23 protein-coding genes are annotated in these 24,991 nt (G+C 33.8%); 11 read left to right on the top strand and 12 right to left on the bottom strand.

Annotated elements, in window-relative coordinates; translation table 11 throughout:
* Positions 1-123 precede the first annotated feature (123 nt).
* From B6C84_RS06765 to B6C84_RS06750, 4 genes are all read left to right on the top strand, one after another.
* The gene (locus B6C84_RS06765) at positions 124-1,029 is read left to right on the top strand and encodes a LysR family transcriptional regulator ArgP (protein ID WP_065578265.1); all 906 of its coding nucleotides are present in this window, start codon (positions 124-126) and stop codon (positions 1,027-1,029) included.
* A gap of 82 nt (positions 1,030-1,111) precedes the next feature.
* On the top strand, positions 1,112-2,182 hold the full coding sequence (gene hemE / locus B6C84_RS06760; RefSeq protein ID WP_086320737.1) for a uroporphyrinogen decarboxylase: 1,071 nt from the start codon (positions 1,112-1,114) through the stop codon (positions 2,180-2,182).
* A complete protein-coding gene (locus B6C84_RS06755) occupies positions 2,179-2,772 on the top strand; it encodes a YjaG family protein (RefSeq protein ID WP_065652089.1) in 594 nt (197 codons plus the stop codon). The genes hemE and B6C84_RS06755 overlap by 4 nt, the downstream gene beginning before the upstream one ends.
* A gap of 177 nt (positions 2,773-2,949) precedes the next feature.
* Complete coding sequence (locus tag B6C84_RS06750) at positions 2,950-3,222, top strand: HU family DNA-binding protein (RefSeq protein WP_065578268.1); 273 nt, start codon at positions 2,950-2,952, stop codon at positions 3,220-3,222.
* Positions 3,223-3,376: 154 nt separating this feature from the next.
* Here the strand turns inward: B6C84_RS06750 and ybaK are convergent, their stop codons facing one another.
* The 4 genes from ybaK to glyQ form a co-directional block, all read right to left on the bottom strand.
* On the bottom strand, positions 3,377-3,862 hold the full coding sequence (ybaK, locus tag B6C84_RS06745; RefSeq protein ID WP_065578269.1) for a Cys-tRNA(Pro) deacylase: 486 nt from the start codon (positions 3,860-3,862) through the stop codon (positions 3,377-3,379).
* 85 nt (positions 3,863-3,947) lie between these two features.
* Positions 3,948-4,760, bottom strand: a complete 813-nt coding sequence (locus B6C84_RS06740) for a hypothetical protein (protein ID WP_086320738.1) — start codon at positions 4,758-4,760, stop codon at positions 3,948-3,950.
* A gap of 60 nt (positions 4,761-4,820) precedes the next feature.
* Positions 4,821-6,893: a glycine--tRNA ligase subunit beta gene (gene glyS / locus B6C84_RS06735; protein WP_086320739.1), complete on the bottom strand. Its 2,073-nt coding sequence runs from the start codon at positions 6,891-6,893 to the stop codon at positions 4,821-4,823.
* A 10-nt stretch (positions 6,894-6,903) separates the two neighbouring features.
* A complete protein-coding gene (gene glyQ, locus B6C84_RS06730) occupies positions 6,904-7,836 on the bottom strand; it encodes a glycine--tRNA ligase subunit alpha (RefSeq protein ID WP_086354173.1) in 933 nt (310 codons plus the stop codon).
* Positions 7,837-8,098: 262 nt separating this feature from the next.
* Between glyQ and envC the strand changes: the two genes are divergently transcribed.
* Positions 8,099-9,250, top strand: a complete 1,152-nt coding sequence (envC, locus tag B6C84_RS06725) for a murein hydrolase activator EnvC (protein ID WP_165755151.1) — start codon at positions 8,099-8,101, stop codon at positions 9,248-9,250.
* Positions 9,247-10,062: a divergent polysaccharide deacetylase family protein gene (locus tag B6C84_RS06720; RefSeq protein ID WP_086320741.1), complete on the top strand. Its 816-nt coding sequence runs from the start codon at positions 9,247-9,249 to the stop codon at positions 10,060-10,062. The genes envC and B6C84_RS06720 overlap by 4 nt, the downstream gene beginning before the upstream one ends.
* A gap of 6 nt (positions 10,063-10,068) precedes the next feature.
* Here B6C84_RS06720 and rapZ read toward each other — a convergent pair whose 3' ends face one another.
* The 4 genes from rapZ to dsbB all read right to left on the bottom strand — a co-directional run bounded on the left by rapZ (position 10,069) and on the right by dsbB (position 12,957).
* A complete protein-coding gene (rapZ, locus tag B6C84_RS06715) occupies positions 10,069-10,917 on the bottom strand; it encodes an RNase adapter RapZ (RefSeq protein ID WP_065652084.1) in 849 nt (282 codons plus the stop codon).
* Between the two features lie 101 nt (positions 10,918-11,018).
* Complete coding sequence (locus B6C84_RS06710; protein WP_086320742.1) at positions 11,019-11,615, bottom strand: XTP/dITP diphosphatase; 597 nt, start codon at positions 11,613-11,615, stop codon at positions 11,019-11,021.
* Between the two features lie 77 nt (positions 11,616-11,692).
* Positions 11,693-12,349, bottom strand: coding sequence for a bifunctional tRNA pseudouridine(32) synthase/23S rRNA pseudouridine(746) synthase RluA (gene rluA / locus B6C84_RS06705; protein ID WP_086320743.1), 657 nt, complete (start codon positions 12,347-12,349; stop codon positions 11,693-11,695).
* Positions 12,350-12,423: 74 nt separating this feature from the next.
* On the bottom strand, positions 12,424-12,957 hold the full coding sequence (gene dsbB, locus B6C84_RS06700) for a disulfide bond formation protein DsbB (RefSeq protein ID WP_065613758.1): 534 nt from the start codon (positions 12,955-12,957) through the stop codon (positions 12,424-12,426).
* A gap of 150 nt (positions 12,958-13,107) precedes the next feature.
* Between dsbB and rluC the strand changes: the two genes are divergently transcribed.
* Together rluC and B6C84_RS06690 are read left to right on the top strand one after the other, a co-directional pair.
* Positions 13,108-14,088 carry a 23S rRNA pseudouridine(955/2504/2580) synthase RluC gene (rluC, locus tag B6C84_RS06695; protein WP_086320744.1) on the top strand — a complete coding sequence of 327 codons (981 nt, stop codon included), beginning with the start codon at positions 13,108-13,110 and terminating at the stop codon, positions 14,086-14,088.
* A gap of 26 nt (positions 14,089-14,114) precedes the next feature.
* Positions 14,115-14,774, top strand: coding sequence for a histidine phosphatase family protein (locus tag B6C84_RS06690; RefSeq protein ID WP_086320745.1), 660 nt, complete (start codon positions 14,115-14,117; stop codon positions 14,772-14,774).
* Positions 14,775-14,836: 62 nt separating this feature from the next.
* Here the strand turns inward: B6C84_RS06690 and bepA are convergent, their stop codons facing one another.
* Together bepA and proS are read right to left on the bottom strand one after the other, a co-directional pair.
* On the bottom strand, positions 14,837-16,288 hold the full coding sequence (gene bepA, locus B6C84_RS06685) for a beta-barrel assembly-enhancing protease (protein ID WP_086320746.1): 1,452 nt from the start codon (positions 16,286-16,288) through the stop codon (positions 14,837-14,839).
* 730 nt (positions 16,289-17,018) lie between these two features.
* The gene (gene proS, locus B6C84_RS06680; protein ID WP_086320747.1) at positions 17,019-18,734 is read right to left on the bottom strand and encodes a proline--tRNA ligase; all 1,716 of its coding nucleotides are present in this window, start codon (positions 18,732-18,734) and stop codon (positions 17,019-17,021) included.
* 159 nt (positions 18,735-18,893) lie between these two features.
* Between proS and B6C84_RS06675 the strand changes: the two genes are divergently transcribed.
* From B6C84_RS06675 to B6C84_RS06665, 3 genes are all read left to right on the top strand, one after another.
* Positions 18,894-19,292, top strand: coding sequence for a hypothetical protein (locus B6C84_RS06675; RefSeq protein ID WP_133052284.1), 399 nt, complete (start codon positions 18,894-18,896; stop codon positions 19,290-19,292).
* 561 nt (positions 19,293-19,853) lie between these two features.
* Positions 19,854-21,155 (top strand): serine/threonine transporter, encoded by a 1,302-nt coding sequence (locus B6C84_RS06670; RefSeq protein WP_086320749.1) that lies wholly within the window; start codon positions 19,854-19,856, stop codon positions 21,153-21,155.
* A 230-nt stretch (positions 21,156-21,385) separates the two neighbouring features.
* Positions 21,386-22,753 (top strand): L-serine ammonia-lyase, encoded by a 1,368-nt coding sequence (locus B6C84_RS06665; RefSeq protein WP_086320750.1) that lies wholly within the window; start codon positions 21,386-21,388, stop codon positions 22,751-22,753.
* A 57-nt stretch (positions 22,754-22,810) separates the two neighbouring features.
* On the opposite strand, the gene B6C84_RS06660 is transcribed toward B6C84_RS06665, so the two are convergent.
* The gene (locus B6C84_RS06660; protein WP_086320751.1) at positions 22,811-23,167 is read right to left on the bottom strand and encodes a helix-turn-helix domain-containing protein; all 357 of its coding nucleotides are present in this window, start codon (positions 23,165-23,167) and stop codon (positions 22,811-22,813) included.
* A gap of 405 nt (positions 23,168-23,572) precedes the next feature.
* Positions 23,573-24,967: a UDP-N-acetylmuramate:L-alanyl-gamma-D-glutamyl-meso-diaminopimelate ligase gene (gene mpl / locus B6C84_RS06655; RefSeq protein ID WP_086320752.1), complete on the bottom strand. Its 1,395-nt coding sequence runs from the start codon at positions 24,965-24,967 to the stop codon at positions 23,573-23,575.
* Positions 24,968-24,991 lie beyond the last annotated feature (24 nt).

Genomic DNA, 24,991 nt, shown 5'->3' with positions numbered 1-24,991 from the left:
TGGAGAGCAAAAATCATTAGTATTTTAAGAAAATCTATAAAGTTTTAGATCGATTTCAAATTTTTTGCAAAATAAAAATAGCTTGAATGATCAAGCAAAGATCAAATCATTAGTAAAGAGATTATGAAGCGTCCAGATTATAGAGCATTACAAGCATTAGATGCAGTGATAAAAGAACGAGGATTTGAACGAGCGGCCGATAAACTGTGTATCACACAACCAGCGGTTTCGCAACGTATTAAGCAATTAGAAAGCTTTTTTGGTCAGCAACTATTAGTACGAACTATTCCTCCAAAAGCAACCAAGCAAGGTGAACATCTTCTCGGATTATTGCATCAAGTTGAATTATTAGAGCAGCAATGGTTAGGTGATAATGAACAAAATACTACACCATTGTCATTATCAATTGCTATTAATGCCGATTCTTTAGCGACATGGTTTTTACCTGCATTAAAACCAGTTCTCGATAAAAATATTTTACGTTTTGATATTCAAGTTAAAGATGAAGAGCATACCTTAGAGCTTTTACGCTTAGGTACTGTTGTAGCTGCAATTAGTATTCAACCAAATCCTTTACCAGGATGCTTATCAGATTTATTAGGCGCATTAGATTATATCTTTGTTGCTTCGCCCGAATTTGCAAAAAAATATTTTCCGAATGGGGTAACCCGTTCATCGCTTTTAAAAGCACCAGCGGTCGCTTTTGATCACTTAGATGATATGCATCAAGCCTTTTTACAGGAAAATTTTAATTTGACACCAGGCAGTGTAATTTGCCATATCACTAGTTCGTCAGAAGCTTTTGTTCAGTTAGCTAAACAAGGTTCTGCATGTTGTATGATTCCTATGTTACAAGTTGAGCAAGAGTTAAAAACAGGGGAATTAGTTAATTTAACTGAAGGTTTATTCCAAAGACGGATGCTGTATTGGCATCGCTTTGCTCCTGAAAGTAGTGTAATGCAAAATATCTCCGAAACGTTAATTCGTTATGCGCAGCGAATCTTATCTCAGCCTGCGGAACGAAAATAACTGTCGCATAAAATATTTTTAGCTAACTAAAATGTCGCTTTAACTATTTTATTAGCAACTAGCAAATTTATAGAACTAAAAGATGAGCCAATTGAAAAACGATCGTTACTTACGCGCATTACAGTGTTTGCCGGTAGATTACACGCCAGTTTGGATGATGCGTCAAGCTGGTCGCTATTTGCCTGAATATCGACAGCTTAGAGCAAAAGCCGGTGATTTTATGACAATGTGTCAAACGCCAGAACTCGCATGTGAAGTGACTTTACAACCGTTGCGACGCTTTGAACTTGATGCCGCAATTATCTTTTCTGACATCTTAACCATTCCTGATGCTATGGGACTTGGATTATATTTTGAAGCTGGTGAAGGTCCAAAATTTGAAAAAACAATTTCTAGTTTGGTAGATATAGAACAATTGCCAATACCCGATCCAGAACTATCACTTAAATATGTGATGGATGCTATTCGTTTAACTAAGCAAGAGTTAGCTGGTAAAGTCCCCTTAATTGGCTTTTCTGGTAGTCCATGGACATTAGCCACTTATATGATTGAAGGTGGTAGTAGTAAAGCTTTTACAAAAATAAAGAAAATGCTTTATTGTGAACCAAAAGCGTTACATCTATTATTAGAAAAATTGGCTAATAGTGTGGCAATGTATCTAAATGCACAAATTGATGCCGGTGCGCAAGCAATTATGATATTTGATACTTGGGGTGGGGTACTTAGCCATCAAAGTTATCCTGCATTTTCTTTACATTATATGCAATTAATTCTTTCGCAATTAAAGCGTGGTAAGAAAAGTAACAATATTACTTCTTATGTCCCTGTTACGCTATTTACCAAAGGGGGCGGTTTATGGTTGGATACAATTTGTCAATCAGGAAGTGATGCAATAGGTGTTGATTGGACAGTGGATTTGAATCTAATTGCTCAAAAGGGTAATATTGCTATACAAGGTAATCTAGATCCTTCAATATTGTACGCTAACAGAGAAACCATAGAGTCTCAAGTTGAATCGGTGCTGACTGATTTTGGTCACTATAATGGCCATATTTTTAATCTAGGGCATGGTATTCATCAAGATACCCCAATTGAGCATGTACAATATTTAGTTAATGCAGTACATCAACAGTCCAAAAGGTTCCATTTATGATTAAAAATCCAGTTCAATTGAGAATAGCAAAGCTAGCTGTATGGCAACAGCGTTTATTTATGATTTGTTTATGTGAACGAATGTATCCAAACTATGTTTATTATTGCCGTTTACAACAAGATGAACAATCAGCTGTCGGCTATAAAAAAATTCTTGATTTAATCTGGGAGTCATTATTAGTAGAAAATGTTAAAATCAATTTTGATTTACAACTTGAAAAACTGGAATTGATAATTCCAATCCTCAACGAGGATAGTCCGTATATGGTTTATCCTGCTATTGATGCTTGTCAGGCGCTGAGCGAGATTTTACATTCTTATATCAGTGGTGAAATAGTCGAACATTCGGCTAAAGTGAGTAGTATATCGGCTACTACAGTGGCTGAATTTGAAATGACTAAGGATAATATTGAACTTTCGGAGCAAGAACAATCGCAATTACCTAGTGTTGTTGAAGAATTTGACTTACAATGGGATATTTTTCGATTATTAAGTAATGAAAACAATGAAATGGTTGATCTAATTAAAGGCCTAAAGGAAGATATAAGATTGACTAAAACGAGCAATATTGGTGTTTTTTTGAGCAATTAAGTCGCTTACGGAGTGATTTTTTTAATTTTTATTAAATTTTTCTTTAACATTACACAAATATAGACTACATTTAACAACAATGTAATCTGAATAATGTTTACAGAAGCAAAATTAAGTGATTAACTTTGCTAAAAAATGTTAACTTTAACAATAAAATAAATATGTAAGGATATCTCCATGAATAAAACAGAACTTGTAGATGCTATCGCTAGTAAAGCTGATATTACTAAAGTTGCCGCTAAAACAGCGTTAGAAGCAACTCTTGCTGCTATCACTGAATCACTAAAAGCTGGTGAGCCGGTTCAACTAGTTGGTTTTGGTACATTTAAAGTTAATGCTCGTAAAGCTCGTATTGGCCGTAATCCAAAAACTGGTAAAGAAATCAAAATTGCAGCAAGCAAAGTGCCTGCATTTGTTTCGGGTAAAAGCTTAAAAGAAGCAATCAAATAATATTACTGCTTTTTTTCCTATCATTATTGATAGGGTAGCATCTAAGGCCATACATGGATAAGTTATGGCCTTGTTGTTAATCTCAAATTCCCTTCTTTTTTCTTTTTAGAATCTGTTTGTTTTTCTTAATTATTATCAATTTTTATCAATATAGTTAATTAGACAATTTGCTAAATTTAGCATTCAATAGATTGGCTAAATCAGCTGGAGATATTTCAATTTCTAATCCTCTTTTGCCACCAGAAACCAACATAGTTTGGTACTGTTTAGCACTAATATCAATCAGTGTCGGTAATAATTTTTTTTGACCCAATGGGCTGATTCCACCCACTATATAGCCAGTCGTTTTTTGTGCTAAATGTGGATCTGCCAACTCAATTTTTTTACAATCTAGTATTTTAGCAACTTGTTTTAGATCTAAAGAACAATTAACTGGTATAACACAAACAGCCAATGTCTTATTATCACCATTGATACTCACTATTAAAGTTTTAAATATTTGACTAGTAGCAATATTAAGTTCTAATCCAAGCTTATTTGCGGCTTCTTGACCATAATGAGTCTGATCGGCATCGTGCTGATATTGATGAATATTAAATTTTATTTTCTGATTTTTTAGTAATCTAATGGCTGGCGTCATAATAATAACCGTAACATAAAGATTTTTGGTGAGAATTAGAAATTAATAATCCCTATTAAATTTTATTAATAGGGATTAATGATAATTAAGAAATTATTAGTTTGTTATTATCGTCTGATTTTGTCGATTCAATATTATTATTTATGCTGTATAAACGATAAAAGAAGCTAAATATAAAGAAATCAGCAAACACACCTAGTGAGGTAGATATAACATCAAAAACAATATTTTTTCCTAAAGAACTTATACCATTTAGTATTCCAGTAAAAATAACGCTGATTAAAATCATTAAAACAGGCGCTTTCCAATTTTGGAAGAAAAACATGTGGCAGGCGTTAAATCTTTGAAAAAAAGGCGTCGAGTTAGGTTGTGCTGCTGAAACGAGAAAATAATTAAAAATCGACTTATAAATTACTAAAACCGTACAACCTATCACCAATATTAATAGTAATGATACCATTTTGGGTACAAGCAATCCTATTATGCTAAAGACCAGTAAGAATAAAATAGCGATAGGAATACAAATTAACATATATAAAACAGAAAAACCAAGTATATTCAGGCATATTGGTAGTATTCGTGACAATATTAAACTTGGATTAAGTTTGTTACTCATTGATAAATTACAGATAATGCTTAATATTATTGAAACCAAAACTATATTCACCAAATATAGAATTATGACGGTTTTCATAAAATAATCGGGAATCATACCGAATTGATTAAAATACTCTAATTCTAGCATTAGTTGGTTAGGATTAATTACAGAATATATAACTAAAGTATTAATTAAACCAAGTACAATACTTGATATTGCTATTAGGGAAAATCGATTACGGATAAAGTTAATCGTTTGTTGAAAAATAGCTGTAAATGAAAGGTTTTTTTGTGAATCCATCATGTTTCCTTTTATGTGGTAATACAAGTATTACCACGGTGTATAAATTCAATTTAATAATTATGATTGTAATAATGAAATATCGGCAACTTTCAAAAATAAATTTTGTAGTTTCTTTAAAAGAGCCAAGCGATTTAATTTAATTTTTTCATCATCAACCATCACCATAACTTTCTCAAAAAAGGTATCTATAGGTGCTTTAAGTGATGCTAATTCAACTAAAGCCTCTTGATATTGTCCCTTAGCAAAATAAGGAGCTAACTTATCTGTTAATACCGCTATTTGCATCGCTAATTCGCCTTCAGCACCAGCTTCGAGCAATGAAGCGTTAATATTTTCAGGAATAGTATCTGCGGTCTTCGATAAAATATTTGATACTCGCTTATTAGCTTCAGCTAATGAAGAAGCTTCTGGCAACGTTCTAAAATGTGTTACAGCGTTGACACGGGCATCAAAATCAGCCGGTCTAGTTGGATTGATGGCAAGTACAGCTTGAATCGTATCGATAGCAAATCCTTTTTCTTGATACCAAGCTCGGAATCGACCTTGCATAAAGTTGACAATGTCTTCAACAACATTTTGGTTAGTTAATTTATCACCATATAATGATGTGGCAAAATTAGCTAATTCAACTAAATCAATAGGTAAATCTTTTTCAACAATAATGCGTAATACACCAATAGCTGCACGACGAAGAGCAAAAGGATCTTTATCTCCTTTTGGATGTTGTCCAATACCAAAAATACCCGCTAATGTATCCATTTTCTCTGCAATTGAGACCGCACTAGCAACCGCTGTACTTGGTAACTCATCACCAGAAAAACGTGGTTTGTATTGTTCTTCAATAGCCGTGGCAACTTCGATACTTTCACCATCTTTAATCGCTAAGTATCGACCCATAATGCCTTGAGTTTCAGGAAATTCAAATACAGTATTGGTGACTAAATCACATTTAGTTAATTTTCCTGCTCGTTTGGCTTGTTCAACATTAGCGCCTGTTTTTTCAGCAATAAAACCTGATAAAGCTTCAATGCGGAGTGCTTTATCTTTAACTGTACCTAATTGTTGTTGGAATAAAACAGTTTCAAGGCGAGGAAGACGAGCTTCTAAGCTTTGTTTCAAGTCTGTTTTATAAAAGAATTCAGCATCAGCTAAACGTGGGCGTACGACTTTTTCATTACCTGAAATAACAACTTGTGGATCTTTGGACTCAATATTGGCAACAAAAATGAAATTTGGTAACAATTTCCCTTGTTTGTCATAAACAGGGAAATATTTTTGATCGCCTTTCATGGTATATACCAATGATTCAGCTGGAACCGCTAAAAATCTTTCTTCAAATTTAGCAGTCAATACCACTGGCCATTCAACTAATGATGAAACTTCTTCAAGTAAGCTTTCGGTTAAGTCTGCTTTACCATTAAGTTTAGCAGCTGCTTCTTCAGCTTGCTGTTTAATGATTGATTTTCGTTTGTCATAGTCAGCGACGACTTTACCACGTTGCTCAAGAATTTCTGGATATTGATCCGCATTATCAATAGTAAATTGTTGCTCACCCATAAAGCGGTGACCACGAATGATTCGGTTTGATTGAATATCTAAAATGATACCAGGTACTAGCTCATCACCATATAACATCGTGACTGTATGACTAGGTCGAATAAATTCAACTTGACGAGCTGCCCAGCGCATCGGTTTAGGAATCGGCAATTTATTTAAGGCATTTTTAACCATATCACAAAGTAAATTAACAACAGGTTGACCTTTTTGATTGTGAGTATAAGATAGCCATTCGCCTTTATCGGTTTGAATTCGTTCTGCTTGTGATATATCAATCCCACAACCACGAGCCCAACCTTCTGCTGCTTTTGTCGGATTACCATTTGCATCAAATGCTGCACTGACTGCGGGGCCTCTTTTAACGATTTGGCTATCTGGTTGAGTATCATTTAAATTCAAAACTTTTAATGCTAAACGGCGTGGTGATGCATACCAAAGTACTTCACCATGTTCTAAATTAGCATTATCAAGTTGTTCAATAAAATTAGCTGCAAAGCTTTCAGCTAAAGTACGGAGTGATTTTGGTGGTAACTCTTCAGTACCGATTTCCACTAAAAATGTTTTTTGCATAATATATCAACTCCTACTTTGCTGCATTTGGTTTAGAACTTGAATTTTGGCACATTGGAAATCCTAGTGCTTCACGAGATGCGTAATATGCTTCAGCCACCATTTTGGTTAATGTTCTGATTCGCAATATATAACGTTGGCGTTCGGTTACCGAAATTGCTTTACGAGCATCTAATAAATTAAAACAGTGAGCTGCTTTCAAAATACGTTCGTAAGCTGGTAATGGTAGTGGTTTTTCTAATTCAAGTAATAATTTTGCTTCTTTTTCATGTTGTTCAAAACAATAAAATAAGAAATCAATATTAGCGTATTCGAAATTATAGGTTGATTGTTCGACTTCATTTTGATGAAAAACATCACCATAAGTAGTTTTACCAAATGCTCCATCGCTCCAAACTAAGTCGTAAACACTATCTACACCTTGGATATACATTGCTAGTCGTTCTAATCCATAGGTAATTTCACCGGTGACTGGTTTACATTCAAGCCCACCGACTTGTTGGAAATAGGTAAATTGCGTCACTTCCATGCCATTTAGCCATACTTCCCAACCTAATCCCCATGCACCTAATGTTGGGTTTTCCCAGTTATCTTCTACAAAACGAATATCGTTGATAGTTGGATGAAGGCCAAGTTCCTTTAAAGATCCTAGATAGAGTTCTTGGATGTTGTCTGGTGATGGTTTTAAGATAACTTGAAATTGATAATAATGCTGTAACCTATTCGGGTTTTCACCATAACGACCATCAGTTGGGCGGCGAGATGGTTGAACATAAGCTGCATTAATTGGTTCCGGACCAAGTGCTCGTAAACAGGTCATTGGATGAGAAGTACCAGCACCGACTTCCATATCTAATGGCTGAATCACTGTACAACCTTGATTAGCCCAGTAATCTTGTAACGTAAGTATTAAACCTTGGAAGGTTTTGACATTAAACTTTTGCATGATGTTATCTTTATGGTTGAATTAATTTTTCTACAAATTAAATAGTGCTACATTTTATACTTTTTATTAGAGCTTGTGAAATGCCTAATTACTTTATATTGATTAAGCTACACATGATAGTTTTCATTTTGCATCTTTAGCCATTTGTCGGTATAGTGAAGTCATCTATATTGCTTGGTAAAAAATCAAAAATAAAAAGGCCATGTCTATTTATCATAAACTGTTGATTATATTTTTTATTGGATTAATAAATACATACTTTGTGTATGCAGATGATAATCAACAATTACAATCGTTACGTCGTTCAATCGAAGAACAAGAGAAACGTCTAGCAGAGCAAAAAAAAGAGCGAACGCAATTAATTAATGATCTTAAAGATCAAGAGATAGAAATAGCAAAATTATTAACATCAATTGAGAAAAATAGTCTTACACTTAAAAAGTTAGACAGTGAAATCATTTCTTTAATTAAACAAATCGATGATTTAAAAATTAAACAACAACAACAACGCAATGAGTTAGCAAAACAGTTAGAAAGTGCTTTCAAGTTAGGAAAAAACACCAACTTTAAACTCATTTTTGCTAGCGAACAAAGTGAGCGTAATGAACGTCTTATTACCTATTTTCGTTATATTAATGAAGCAAGACAACAGCAAATAAATATGCTTCGCGAAACACAAGTTCAACTTAGTGAAAAGAAAACGGCTTTGAAAAAGACACAGAGCACGCAAAAAACGCTAAATACTAAACAGAAACAGGAACAGTTAGCGCTAGAAAAAAATCACCAGAATCGTAAAAAAACTATCAATTTGCTTGAATCTTCAATGCAGAAAAATCAACAGAAATTAGACGAGTTAAAAAATAACGAAGCAAAATTACAGGCTAGAATTGCCCAAGCGGAACGAGAAAGTCGAAAAATAGCCGAAGAAGAGGCAAGGCAAGCAAAAAATATAGAAGAAAAACAACAAAAGAATACTAATTACACACTTAATGCTAACGAACGGGCATTAATGGCTCGAGTCAGTGGTATTGGTAAACCGCAACACCAATTTAATTGGCCAGTAAATGGTAATACTATTCATCGATTTGGTGAAACATTACAAGGTGAACTACGTTGGAAAGGTATGGTTATCGATGCCAGAGATGGCACTCAAGTTAAAGCTATTGCTGATGGACGAGTTATTTTAGCCAGCTGGTTACAAGGTTATGGATTTGTTGTTGCACTTGAACATGGTAAAGGCGATATGAGTTTATATGGTTATAATCAGCGCGTTTTAGTTGAAGTAGGCGAAAAAGTTCGAGCTCAACAGCCAATTGCTATTGTTGGCTCTAGTGGCGGTCAAAATACCGCTGGGCTTTATTTTGAAATTCGTCGAGATGGTAAAGCATTAGATCCAAGTGGCTGGTTAAAATGATAAAAAATCTGTTAAAAATAGGAGTATTACTTTTCTTATTTAAAGCTAATAGTGTATTAGCAGCAAAATTAGCATTAGTTATAGATGATTTTGGTTATCGCCAGCACAATGAAGAACAGATTATCTCATTTTCTCCTAACATCACTATTGCCGTTCTACCTCATTCGCCTAATGCTAGACGGATTGCGACCATTGCCCATCAACATGGTAATGATGTTATTATTCACTTACCCATGGCCCCTTTGGGAAAACAACCTTTAGAGAAAGATACTCTATTTCCCTATATGAGTGAGTTAGAAGTAAAAAGAATCGTTGATGATGCCGTCTCCCGTGTGCCGTATGCTATTGGTGTGAATAATCATATGGGCAGTTTAATGACTGCAAATTTAAATGGTATGCATAACGTGATGAAGGCGTTAAGTCACTATTCCATGTTTTTTTTAGATAGTAAAACGATAGGTAAGACCCAAGTAAAAAACGCAGCAAGTGAATACAATATAGCGGTTATTGGACGCGATGTATTTTTAGATGATCAGCAAAAAGAATATGCTATCGCTCAGCAGTTTGATTTGGCAATAAAAATTGCCCACAAAAATGGTCATGCCATTGCTATTGGTCATCCTCATCCACAAACCGTGAATGTCTTACGTACAAAATTAGCTAATTTACCTGATGATATTGAATTAGTAAAAGTTAGTCAGTTGATTACATCACTTCCAACTAAAACTAAACTTAAACCGACATTTAAAGATATATTTGAAAAATATAAAAAACGATTAACAGATCTATCAAATGTTAATCCTATTGAATAACAGTAATTATTGTTTTTCAAGTGTACGATGACGAATTTGAACTTGTTTATTTTGTGCTTTAAAAAACTCGGCTAATTGTTCAGCGATAAAAACAGAACGATGTTGTCCACCGGTACAACCAATGGCAATAGTTAAATAGCTACGGTTATTTTTTTCTAACATAGGCAACCATTGTTGTAGATAATTGGCGGTTTGATAAATGAAATTCGTTACCTCATCATGTTTTAATAAATAGTTTTTAACGGGTTCATCTAAGCCGGTTAATGGTCGTAAAGAGATATCCCAATGGGGATTCGGTAAAAATCTAACGTCAAACACAAAATCAGCATCGACGGGTAAACCATGTTTAAATCCAAATGATTCAAAGATCATGGTTAATTCTCGTTCTTTCTTACCTAAAACTCTGGTTCTAAGAATAGTTGATAACTCATGAACCGAAAGGTTGTCGGTATTTATCATCAAACTCGCATGTGATTTTAATGGCTCTAAGTAAGTCTCTTCAAGATCGATGGCTTCTTCTAATGAATATTTTTGATTAGTAAGGGGATGTATTCGTCTGGTTTCGCTATAACGTCGAATTAGTGTATTACGACTACAATCAAAAAAGATTATTTCCGGTGTAACCGAAGAGGGTAAGCGTTGGAGGACATCATGATTAAAATCAAAATTATCAGGCAAATTTCGAATATCTAGACTGACCGCAACAGGGGTATTATTATCTTTTAATGATTCAGCAAGTTGAGGCAATAACGCAATAGGAATATTATCAACACAATAAAATCCCATATCTTCTAGTGCACGTAATGCAATTGATTTTCCTGAACCTGAACGGCCACTTACTATCAATAATATCACAATATCAACTCCAAAATAATTGGTGTTCTAGTATATACTGTTTAGTTCAAAATGTGCAATTATTGGAAATAAGTAGTGAGCTGAAAAGCCAGATTATCTGGCTAATACTCAGTTTTTATTTTGGCGATTAATTGTTTAAGTGCTTGTCCTCGATGAGAAATTTGGCTTTTATGTTCTTTAGTTAGCTCTGCGGCACTACAATTAAGTTCTGGAACAAAAAATAATGGATCATAACCAAATCCACCATTGCCATGCGGTTCATTCAAAATTAATCCATTCCATTTTCCTAAGCAGATAATAGGGGTTGGATCGTTTTCATGTCGCATAAAAGCAAGCGCACAGTAGAAGTATGCAGTTCTTTTTTCTTTTGCTACATCCTTTAATGCAAGTAATAATTTCTCATTATTACTTTTATCATTGCCATGTTCTCCAGCATAACGAGCTGAATATATTCCTGGCTGACCATTTAGTGCATCAACAACTAAGCCTGAATCATCTGCAATCGCAGGTAATTTTGTCAATTTTGCAGTATGTCTAGCTTTTAAGATAGCATTTTCAATAAATGTTAAACCGGTTTCTTCAGCATCAGGAACATTGAATACACTTTGGGCTACAACATCAAAGCCAGCATTAGCCAAAAGCTGTTGTAATTCATTGACTTTTCCTTGGTTGTTGGTAGCTAAAACAATTTTTTGCATTTTATGACTCCATAACTAATTTGTGTTATATCGCTATTAGTAAGTTAAATATTACTAATGGATATATTGTTTAAAATTTAAAAATCTGGCTCACAACAAAATGTCATACTTTCCGCTGTTTTGGGGTGATTTATTGTAAGTAGTTGTGCATGTAACAATAATCGTTTTGACATCGAAAATGCTTCAGGATGAGCATAAAATTTATCCCCTAGAATGGGATGTCCGATTGCTTGCATATGAACTCGTAATTGATGGGAGCGTCCTGTAAACGGAAATAGTGCAACTCTGGTGGTATTATCATCATTACGGGAAATAACTTGATAATGGGTTAATGCATATTTGCCATTTTCGTGGTCAACCATTTGTCGTGGACGATTAGGCCAATCACAAATTAATGGTAATTCGACTTGGCCAATATCATTTTCAAGATGGCCATGAACTACGGCAATATAAGTTTTTTTCGGTACTCGTTCGCGGAATTGTTTTTTAATTTCTCTATCAGCCAATTTTGATAAAGCCGCAACCATGATACCACTGGTCGCCATATCGAGACGATGGACTGATTCAACATAACTATATTTTTGTTGTAAGCGATGAATAATGCTATCTATAAATTGTGGCTTATTGCCTGAAACAGATAATATACCGGGTTGTTTATTCACAACAACAATATGATCATCTTGATATAAAATAGTTAGCCACGGATCAATGGGGGGATGATATTCCAAAAGCATGTATGTGTGATAATTTGTAAAATTAAATTGCCACACATTCTAACAAACTCAACAAAAAGTGCCAGTCGAAAAGTTTATTTACTCCAGATTGACTTTTTACTCGGTGAAAAGAGTTGAGAGAAGAGTATCACCAAACTCACTAAAAGGTAACAAGCAAAAATAATGATCATCCATTGCGACATTTCAATAGTTAAAAAAGACCAAATTTTGTCTGCACATGATCCATAAGCATTAAACATACTTGGTAACCATTCATTTAATGCTAACCAAGAAGGGAATTGCACATTAATAGCACAGGTATCACTTAAATTTGGTTCAAATTGTAAATGGGCATGAAAAGTTGCTAAGTTAAAGCCTTTTATGGAACTAATTAACCATACCAAAATACCTGCTAAGCGAAAAATTAGTTTGCTAGGCGCAATCAGTCCAATTAAGCTGCCAAGCATAATGCCGTAAATTGCACAACGTTGATAGATACATAATGTACAAGGGGCAAGGCCTAAGCCATGTTGAAAATAGAGAGCGGTTATTTCAAAAATAAAGGTGGAAAGAAATAACAAAAACCAAGCAACTCTACTGCGAGAGTATTGATTGAGCAGAGATAACATACTGTTTTATTCCTCCAGATTCCGTTATAATCGTTTTATATTCATTTTATTGAAATTAATCGATATTAATTTTTAGCCAGTAGTAGTGTAGTTTATTTTTTAATAATGTGAAACGACTTTTATTTATTAACGGTGGATTAATCTTTTCTTATGGACTCAAAAGTTCAACAAACAAAACAACAAGTTTCATTTGTCACAATTAGTGAAGAAAATGAAGCGCAACGCATTGATAACTTTCTTATTACATATCTTAAAGGTGTGCCTAAAAGTATGATTTATCGCATACTTAGAAAAGGTGAAGTTCGCGTTAACAAAAAAAGAATAAAACCAGAATACAAGCTAGCTATTGGTGATGAAGTGCGTATCCCACCTATACGCGTTTCCGAAAAAACGGTGCCTGAGATTTCCACAAAACTAAATAAAGTTGCTGATTTGGAGAAAGCGATCATTTATGAAGATGATGTAATTTTAGCCATTAATAAACCATCTGGAATTGCCGTACATGGTGGTAGTGGTCTAAGTTTTGGTGTTATTGAAGGATTAAGAGCCTTACGACCAGAAGCGAAATTTTTAGAATTAGTGCATCGAATTGACCGCGAAACATCAGGTATTTTATTGATTGCGAAAAAACGTTCTGCGTTAAAGTCACTGCATGAACAATTACGTTTGAAACAGATGCAAAAGAATTATTTAGCCTTAGTGAAAGGTAATTGGCCTTCTGAATGCAAAGTTGTACAAGCACCATTACTAAAAAATGTTCTTAAAAGTGGTGAACGAGTGGTTAAGGTCAATGCCGAAGGAAAACCTTCAGAAACGAGATTTAAAGTAGAAGAACGCTTCGGTTTTGCAACCTTAGTTAAGGCGAGCCCAGTAACTGGTCGTACTCACCAAATTCGTGTGCATACTCAATATGCTAATCATCCGATTGCATTTGATGATCGCTATGGTGATAGTCAATTTGATGCATTATTAACTGATAGTAAACTTAATCGATTATTTTTACATGCCGCTAATGTAAAATTTATTCATCCGAAAACTTTACAGGAGATGCAATTACATGCCCCGTTGGATGATGTATTGCAAAATTGTTTGACAAAGATTAGAGTTGATAAATATCAACAAACAGAATGATTAAAATGAGAAGGTAATTAATAAGCATGAAAGATCTTAATTTATACTTAATTAGACATGGTCAAACAGAATGGAATATTAAAGATCAGATGCAGGGGTCACAAAATTCACCTCTTACTGAAAATGGCATTTTAGGTGCCAAAATAACCGGAAAGCATCTAAAAAATACGCCATTTATACAAGCCTATTCTAGCCCTCAACAACGTGCAATGGAAACTCGGGACTATATTATTAATGAAAATGATAATGTAATTCCTACTTTTGAGCTTGAAGGTTTGCGAGAAATGGATTTTGGGCTTTGGGAGGGTAGACATGTGCCTTCACTAAAAAAAGAATTCCCAGAATTTAATACCTATTTAACTGAACCAGAAAAGTTTGATGCATCTGTTAATCAAGGTGAAAATTACCTTGATGTACTTTCTCGTATGAAAAATGCTTTAAATGAAATTGTTAAAAATGCACCGCAAGATAATGGTAATATTTTAGTTGTATCACATGGTACGGTATTACGAATATTACTTTGTGTTTTAAATGGTGGCGATTGGCGTCAACATCGTGATGAAAACTATTTCCCACGAATGTTAAATACTAGTATTAGCGTGGTTAATTATAAACAGAATAACGAGCAACAAGAGGGTGAATATTCAGTTAAGTTTTATAATAATGTTGATCATTTAGACGATTAATTACTATTTTTTGTGACATTTTCAGGCTAATGCTATTAGTAACATTAGCCTGAAATACGAGTCTATCTCCTACTATAAACAGCATAACGTTTTTGCAACTGTTTTAATTGATTAATTCTGGCATCAATTTTTGCAATTAAGGTTTGATTACCTTTTGCTTGAGTTTTAGCATTAGTTAATAATCGAATCGCATCAGGAAACTTTCCTTCTAGCGCCACTGACTCTGCCCGTGCGCTCATCTCTTGAGCTCTTGACTTTAGTCCACCATAAGCAGTTATTAACAAATCCCAACCGTTAGTGTCATCATTGTGATCAAAAGTATAACGATGTAATAAACTCACTGCTTGCTGGTAATTTCGAGCTTTTACATAAGCGTTAGCTAAATTTAGTTGTAATGCGGAACTATCAGGTGATCTTTTTAATGCTGATTGAAGACGAGTAATTGCTGCACTACTATTATTAAGCGCTAAATCAATATCCGTCATTAGATCAATATACCAGATATTATTTGGATCATTATCTAATAATGGTTGTAATTGTTGTTTGGCTTTTAGGTAATTATTATTATTGTAATCAACTAAAGCATTAGCATAAATTACCGCTATTTTACTTTGTTCATTATTCAGTTTGCGATAATCTTCAATCAATATTCTTGCATTAGTTTTATTACTCATCAATATTGCTATTCTAGCTTTGGCTAAATAATAATTTAAAGATGGCGTAACATTCTTTTTTGAGTATTGTAATGAACGATTACGAATATCGGATAAACGGCTATTAGGTAAAGGGTGAGTCATTAGGATTTCAGGTGGCTTACTGCTAAAGCGGCTTTGATCGGCGAGTTTTTGTAGAAACTCAGAAGAAGCATAAGGATCAAATCCAGCTTTAGTTAATGTTCTAAGCCCAACTCTATCTGCCTCTTGTTCATTTGATTGGGTAAAACTAATCATACTTTGTGTTGAGCTTGCCATAGTGGTTGTCATTGCCGCCATACCAGCTTCTGGATTGGCTAAAGTTAGTAATAACGAGCCAAGTGTTGCTCCCCAAACGTATGGACTATTACTATTTTGAGCCTCCATTGCTCGTGCTAAATGGCGTTGTGTTACGTGTCCGATTTCATGAGCCATTACTGACGCTAATTGACTTTCATTATCGGTATCTAATATTAATTTTGAATGAACAACGACATTGCCACCAAAAAAAGCAAAGGCGTTAAGTACATTACTTCTCATAACATAAAAGTGAAAAGGCGTTTGTACCGATTCTGATTTGGAAACTAATTTTTTCCCTAAATCATTGATGTATTGATTTAAAACCGGATCATTAATAATCGGAGCACTACCACGTAACAAGCGCATATAATAATCGCCCATCTCTTTTTCTTGCCCGATGCTTAATGTAGCTGCAGCTGCGGTGCCCATATCGGGTAGCTTAATGTTATCTGCATAAACGATCGATGCATTTTGTAGTAATAATGATGTAGATACTATTAGTGCGATTGCTTTTTTTAACATACTTTTAACTCATAAAAAAGATTAATAATTAAGTATTCTAGCTTAAAAAAAAGACAATATCACTTTGAATATTTTATCAATTTGAGCTATTACTTCTATATTATTTTATTTACTCGATTAAATAATGATGTTATTCCAATGCTGCATAGCGAATTTGTTCAACATCAACATTCTTAATGTAGTTTTTGATATTGGGATAAATATTTTAATGATTTCTAAACTCAGGTTACATTAATTCATCAACAACTTGACGTTTATTCCAGTTTTGAAAAATTAAGCGATACATAGCAACAACTACGCCTGTGCGGTCACTGCTATGCCAACAATGAATTAATCTCAGTTTAGGGGAATTTTTGATTGTTTTAAGAATTTGAATTATTTTTTATCAGAAATATTTTCTGCTCGCATATTGATCCAAACTTCAGTAATTTCAGTATTGACAACTTTATCTCGAAAACTATGCCATATCGCAGATTAATTATGGTTTTAATGCTAAGTTTACCAAGCTGTTTTATCTGTTTTAACGAGGATTGTTCAAGCGATATATATCGTTTGGTACTTGATAAAAGTTATTCACAATGAGGTTTGAATTAATTTAGACTAACAACTGCTAATAAAAAATCAAGTAACACAACAAAATAATGTTCACTATTTGGGCAATTTGCAAACCAAAGAGAGCCATTATTTGTTGTGTCCTATTTATTATTACTACAATTGTTTATTTTTGTGTTTATTGTTGACGGCTTTTAATAAATTCAAGGATTTGGTCTACTTTTACCAATTCTTTATCGCCACCTGCACGATGTTTATATTCTACATTGCCACTATCAAGGTTACGTTCACCAATAACAATTGTATGTGGAATACCAATTAATTCAGCATCAGCAAACATTACACCAGGGCGCTCTTTACGGTCGTCAAATAATACTTCAATACCGGCAGCTTGTAGATCGGCATAGAGTTTTTCTGCAGTCGCTTGTACTCTTTCAGATTTGTGCATATTCATTGGAATAATAACAACGCTAAATGGTGCTATGGCTTCTGGCCAAATAATTCCACGATCGTCGTGGCATTGTTCGATTGCAGCGGCAACTATTCGGCTAACGCCAATACCATAACAACCCATGATCATCACATGATTTTGGCCATCTTCACCTTGCACTGTTGCTTTCATGGCTTCTGAATATTTAGTACCAAGTTGGAAGATATGCCCAACTTCAATACCACGCTTAATTTGCAATGTACCTTTGCCGTCTGGGCTAATATCACCTTCGACTACATTACGAATATCTTCGACGCGAGGTAAAGCAACATCGCGTTGCCAATTGATATTGAAATAATGTTTATGGTCAATATTGGCACCGGCAGCAAAATCACTCATTACAGCAACATCACGGTCAATAATCATTGGCATATTTAGGTTTATTGGTCCTAAAGAGCCCGGTCCTGCATTGACTAACGCACGAATTTCATCTTCGGTTGCAAATTCAAGTGGAGACGCAACAATATCGATTTTTTCCGCTTTGATTTCGTTTAAGGTATGATCACCACGCACTAATAAAGCCACTAGTTGGTGACCACTCTCTTTAGTGGCTTTAACCATTAATGTTTTAACGGTTTTTTCAATTGGTAAATTGAATTGTGCTACTAATTCATCTATAGTTTTGGCATTTGGAGTATCAACTAATTGCATCTCTTTGGTTGGAGATTGGCGAGTTTGAGTTGGTGCTTGTGCTTGTGCCATTTCAATATTGGCGGCATAATCGGATTCCGTTGAAAAGACAATATCATCTTCGCCACTATCCGCTAATACTTGAAATTCATGTGACCAGTTACCACCAATTGAGCCTGTATCAGCACGTACCGCTCTAAAATTTAAGCCAGCCCGAGTAAATACTGCACTGTAAGCTTTATACATATCATCATAAGTTTCTTGTAATGATTCTTGCGATGTGTGGAATGAGTATGCATCTTTCATAATAAATTCACGTGAACGCATCACACCAAAACGAGGGCGGACTTCGTCGCGGAATTTAGTTTGAATTTGATAAACATTTAGCGGTAATTGCTTATAAGAACTCACTTCATTACGTAGTAAGTCAGTGATTACTTCTTCATGAGTTGGCCCTAAGACAAAATCACGATCGCCACGATCTTTAATACGTAATAATTCAGGACCATATTGTTCCCAGCGACCACTTTCTTGCCATATATCGGCAGGTTGTACCACCGGCATTAATACTTCAATTGCACCGGCTTTATTCATCTCTTCACGAACAATATTTTCGACTTTTTTTAGTACGCGATAACCTGTGGGTAGCCATGTATATAATCCGGCAGCAACTTTACGGATCATACCGGCACGTAACATTAATTGATGGCTAATTACTTCAGCATCTGCTGGCGTTTCTTTTAATGTAGATAGAAGATATTTACTGGTTCGCATACATTTATCCCGAAAAATAATTTATATATAAATATAATAAAAATGTTAGCTAGTTTAGCAGTACCAAGCGCAACACAAAAGTAATTTTATTAGTAAATATGGTTATAAATGTTTATATGTGATAAATTTTCTTTTATTGAGAATAAGTTACTAAACAATATGGACAAATTGAACATACCTAAATTAAAACAACGTTTATTCTTTCTCTTTTTAATAGGTCTTATTTTATATTGGCCAATTAAATTTGCTAAATATCATTTGTTTGATTTAAGTTATCAAGAGGTATTAGAGTTTTATTGGCGAACTGATGGTTGTAGTCGACTGTCTAATACAAAGGAATATATAATGGAATGTCCTTGTGATAGTTTTATTCAGCCTGATGACCATTTTACCATTACTGATGATGGCGATTTATATTTTGAAAATAAGTTTTATGGTAAATTGATATTAAAAGAAAAACCTAGTTTTTTCCACGACACATCTGAAATATTGTCTGGTGGCTTTATGGAAATTATACGGTCAGATTTAGGTGTTGTTTGTTACTATGATTCGATATAAAAATTTTGAGAGTTTTTAACTAAAATTAGTTGTCAAAAACCCCGTTCCTCAAAAATTTTTATGCTAATAATTTAATCTTAATTAATAGTCTGATTAGGTAATGGTTATCAGCATAATATAGTACTAAATATAATTCGTTGTTTATTTATCATTACGAATAAGTTTTCTTGTGTCTTATCTTGAGAAACTTAATAACGCTAATCTTGATCACATACCCCATATTACAAATACTATAAATCAACGTTATTTATAACTTAGATTTTTTTAAATATTAGGATACCAAAATAATTTTATTATTGTTTTTAACTAAAATAATGAGTAATGACTCTGTTATTACTTATCGATTAGAACTCAATTCAAACATAAATTATGTCAGGTTACTTATTTATAGGTGTCAAAAATGATTCTTTAACAAATTTAAGTAGCTTAAGTATCAAAATAGATATCATTATGTTATTGATTATATTGAATAATTTTGCGATTAATGTGATGAAGGTCACACTACAAAAGTTTAATTATTGATATCATACGCGCGAATTTTAGATTAAGGAGATATTCAATATGGGACATACGATTAATAAGGACATATTTGAAGATAAAAGCTCATCGAAATTACCGAAATGGCGTAAAAGTGATACATTATGGATGCTTAGCCTTTATGGAACAGCTATTGGAGCGGGGGTACTATTTCTTCCTATCAATGCAGGAGTCGGAGGATTAATCCCGTTATTGGTGATGTTAATGCTTGCTTTCCCAATGACATTCTTTGCTCATCAAGCTTTGTGTCGGTTTGTTTTATCGGGCAAAAGCCCTGATGGTGATATAACAGTAGTGGTTGAAGAAGCATTTGGACGCACTGCAGGAAATTGGATAACACTACTCTATTTTTTTGCGATTTATCCGATTTTATTAGTTTATAGTGTCGGTATTACTAATACTGTTGATAGCTTTATAGTTCATCAATTAGGCATGGAGCCTCCTCCTCGAGCTTTACTTTCATTCTTTTTAGTTGCTTTTTTAATGATGATTGTACATTTTGGTGAAGAACTTATTGTTAAAGTTATGTCAATATTGGTTTTTCCTTTTATTGCAGTGTTAATGATTTTGGCTTTGTTTTTAATTCCTGAATGGAATGGTGAACTTTTCACAAATTTTTCATTTAGTAATACAGCTAATGAAGGTGGACGTAGTATTTTAATGACACTATGGCTAGTTATACCCGTAATGGTATTTGCATTTAATCATTCACCTATTATCTCATCTTTAGCCGTAGCTAAACGTAGAGAATATGGTGAAGTATTTGCTGAACCTAAATGTAGTAAAATTATTGCAGCTAGTAATATTATGATGGTGGTTACTGTCATGTTTTTTGTCTTTAGTTGTGCGCTTTGCCTAACCCCTGCAGAGCTATTAGATGCAAAAGCTCAAAATATTTCAACATTATCTTATTTAGCTAATCGATTTAATTCACCAGTAATTGAGTACATTGGTCCTCCAATTGCCTTTATTGCTATGGCTAAATCATTTTTAGGTCACTATTTAGGTGGTAAAGAAGGATTTAATGGCCTTGTTAATAAGGCACTACGTAGCTGTAATAAAACAATTTCGCCAAAAAAACTCGATAAAATTGCCATTGTTTTTATGTTCATTACTGCATGGGGTATTGCGACACTAAATCCAAGTATTTTGGGGTTAATTGAATCATTAGGTGGTCCAATTCTAGCGATATTACTATTTTTAATGCCAATGTACGCAATCCATAGATTGCCTATATTAGAAAAGTATAAAGGTAAAATTAGTAATATATTTATTGTTGTTATGGGAATGATTGCGATTTCAGCAGCTATTTATAATTTAATTTAAATTTGCATTAATTAAAAACCATAACTGTTTATGTGTTATGTAGTAAAGTCGATTGTTTTATTGATCAATAGAAGGAGTGAGTGGCAAATAATTTATTTGCGGAAATCTTAACATAAGATTTGAAATAACTTGTATAAACTTATAGGTTTTACTGCATTTTTGCTCACAGTTATAATTTATAATATTGATAATTGTTATCGATTTAAAATTAGGTATAAAAAAGGGAAAATATGAGTTCAGTATTTGAAATATTTAAAATCGGTATAGGTCCTTCTAGTTCTCATACAGTGGGACCAATGATAGCAGGAAAAATCTTCATTGATCAGTTGATTAGTGCAAATTTGATGTCGTCGGTTACTAAAATTGTTGCTGATGTTTACGGCTCTTTATCATTAACAGGTAAAGGGCATCAAACTGATATTGCCATTATTATGGGATTAGCTGGCGAAAAGCCTGATAGTGTGGATATCGATAATATTCCATTATTTATAGAAACAGTGACTCAGACCAATCGATTATCAATTTATAATAATAGGTATGAAATTGATTTTCCTCTCGATCAATGTATGGTATTTCATTCAAAATTTTTACCATTACATGAAAATGGTATGACATTGAGTGCTTATAATGGAGAGACGTTATTATTACAAAAAACGTATTATTCTGTTGGTGGTGGTAAAATTGTTGAAGAAGAGAAATTTGGTCAGGAAGAGCAAAATTCAGTAAAGTTACCATATTCTTTTTCATCAGCAGCACAGCTACTTAATCTCTGTGAAGATAATTCATTGTCTATTTCCAGCATAATGATGAAGAATGAGTTACAGTTACATACATATGAAGAAATAGAAAACTATTTTGAGCGAGTGGGCGGAACAATTTTAGATTGTATTAAACGCGGAATGAATACAGAAGGTTTATTACCTGGACCACTTAAAGTTCCACGTCGAGCATTTTCATTATATCGGCAATTATCGACCACAAAAGATGGTATTATTAATGACCCAATGGTTATTATTGATTGGGTTAATATGTTTGCTCTCGCGGTTAGTGAAGAAAATGCTGCTGGTGGGCGAGTGGTAACAGCTCCAACAAATGGTGCTTGTGGTATTATACCTGCTGTAATTGCTTATTATAATAAATTTATCAATCCGGTAACACCTGATATCTATATTCGTTTTTTCTTAACTTGTGGTGCTATAGGGCAACTTTACCAAATGAATGCTTCTATTTCTGGTGCCGAAGTTGGTTGCCAGGGTGAAGTGGGGGTTGCTTGTTCTATGGCTGCAGCAGGTTTGGCTGAACTCTTAGGAGGAAACCCTCAGCAGGTTTGTATGGCTGCTGAAATAGCGATGGAACATAATTTGGGTTTAACCTGTGATCCAGTTGCAGGACAAGTTCAAGTTCCTTGTATTGAACGTAATGCAATAGCTGCAGTAAAAGCAATCAATGCCACTCGAATGGCGTTAAGAAGAACAACTGTTGCAAAAGTATCCTTAGATAAAGTTATTGAAACTATGTATGAAACAGGAAAGGATATGAATGCAAAATATCGTGAAACATCGCGTGGTGGATTAGCTATTACGGTTCACTGTAATTAATTTTAATCATTTTGTTTATTTTCGCCGATATAAAATCGGCGAAAATAGCCAATCAACTTAGTATTTCCAACGCATTGTATTAACTTTTGAACGTAGAAAATCATTATTTACTAACATATCTATTTTTTCGTCTTTTTTGAAACAACGTTTTTTTCGTTTTGGTTGTTCTGATGATGTTTTATGCATTATTTCATTATAGGCCAATAAATTGTTCAGTTGGTCAAGTTCATCTAAGCCTTTTAAAACAGCAATTAATGTTTGTAAAGTAATTGATTTTCCATGTTCAATACGTTTTATTGTGGCAATACCTATTTGGGCTTTATTAGCCAGCTCTAGCTGTGATAAATTTTTCTCAATTCTTGCCATTTTTATTCTGCGACATAACATTTTAATCATGTCGGTATTGTCATTCATGTACTATCCTCAATTTTATAAGCGGAGATTTAATACCATGTCTAATATAAATGGTGTATTAGTTATTCTATTAATCAACAGTAGTTACAGATAAATTTACTATATTATCAATTTATCAGTTAAATCGTCCTAATTAGTACTTATAAAGGCGTTTTTCCTTATTATTTAGAAATAATAAATAATATTTATATTATTCGATTTTCTAATTATCTGTCTAGTTATAGCTTTTGATAACTAGCTTATTTATTCATAGTATTTATCTTGTTCGCCAATTAGTTCTTAGCAAATAAGTTATTATTTGTATAACATATGTAGATTAATACCTAATAAAAGATAATATAATGGATTAAAATATATAGCGATGACATGCCACTAAAAATGACATGTCATATTGGAATGTAGTTATTAATGCCGCAATTTTTCTTCTTGTTTATTTTTTATTTGCTGTTTTTGCAGATTTTTTAAAATTTTATTATGAATGCCATTAAAACCACCATTACTCATAATCAAGATTGCATCAGTTGGTTTAGCTGATTTAGTAATCATCTCAACTAATAAATCAATATCACCAGACCAATAAGCTGGTTGAATACAAGCATCAACCACATCAGCAACTAACCAAGGTAGTTGTTCTGGTTGAAACATATATATTTCATCTGCACGACCTAATGATGGCGCAAGTTCATCTTTCGATATGCCTAGTTTCATGGTATTCGAACGAGGCTCTAAAACTGCCAATATTCTTCGATTTGCCCCAATTTTGCTGCGTAATGCTTCTAAAGTTGCTAATATTGCAGTTGGATGATGGGCAAAATCATCATAAATCTCAATATCATTAACTTCGCCATATAACTCTAAACGTCTTTTGGCATTTAAAAACGATCCAAGTGCTAAACAAGCATCAGCTGGTTTAATACCGACATTATGTGCCGCTGCAATAGCCATTAAGGCATTATGCATATTATGTTCACCAACAAGAGAATAGTTAACTTCACCAACCTGTTCATTGTTAAAGTAAACAGTAAATTGGCTCGCATCATTAGCGATTTTTTTCGCCATCCAGCCATTTTCTGATTCGGTGAATGATTGCTCACTCCAACAACCTTTGGCTAAAACTTGTTTTAAATTGACATCTTCTTGCGGGGAAATTATCAACCCTTTACTTGGCACTAAACGAACTAAGTGATGAAATTGTTTTTGAATTGAACTGAGATCATCAAAAATATCTGCATGATCAAATTCCAAATTGTTCATAATTAACGTTTTTGGGCAATAATGCATAAATTTAGAACGTTTATCAAAAAATGAACAATCATATTCATCGGCTTCGATAACGAAAAAGTTACCTTCACCTAGCCTTGCGGATACTTCAAAATTACCGGGTACGCCACCAATAACAAAACCTTGGTTATAGCCTTGTTTCTCTAAAATCCAGTTAACCATACCTGCTGTTGTTGTTTTACCATGCGTTCCAGCAACAGCGATTACCCATCGTTCACGTAAAACGTTGTCATGTAGCCATTGAGGAGCAGAAATATAAGGAATGTTGTTATCTAAAATATATTCAACACAAGGATTGCCTCTTGATAAGGCATTACCAATAATTACCAGATCCGGAATAGGGTTTAATTGTGAAGGATCATCTCCTTCAATAATATCAATATGTTCTTTTTGTAGTAGCGTACTCATTGGTGGGTAAACATTTTTGTCTGAACCCGTGACTTTATGACCCAATGAGCGAGCGATTAATGCAATGCCGCCCATAAATGTGCCACAAATCCCAAGAATATGAATATGCATTTTTTGGTCCTTAATGTTGTATAA

It is taken from the genome of Gilliamella apis, from assembly GCF_002142155.1.
In the GTDB taxonomy this organism is placed as follows: Bacteria; Pseudomonadota; Gammaproteobacteria; order Enterobacterales; family Orbaceae; genus Gilliamella; species Gilliamella apis.
Note: the sequence above shows the minus strand (reverse complement) of the source record. Positions and strands in the feature narration are given on the sequence as shown.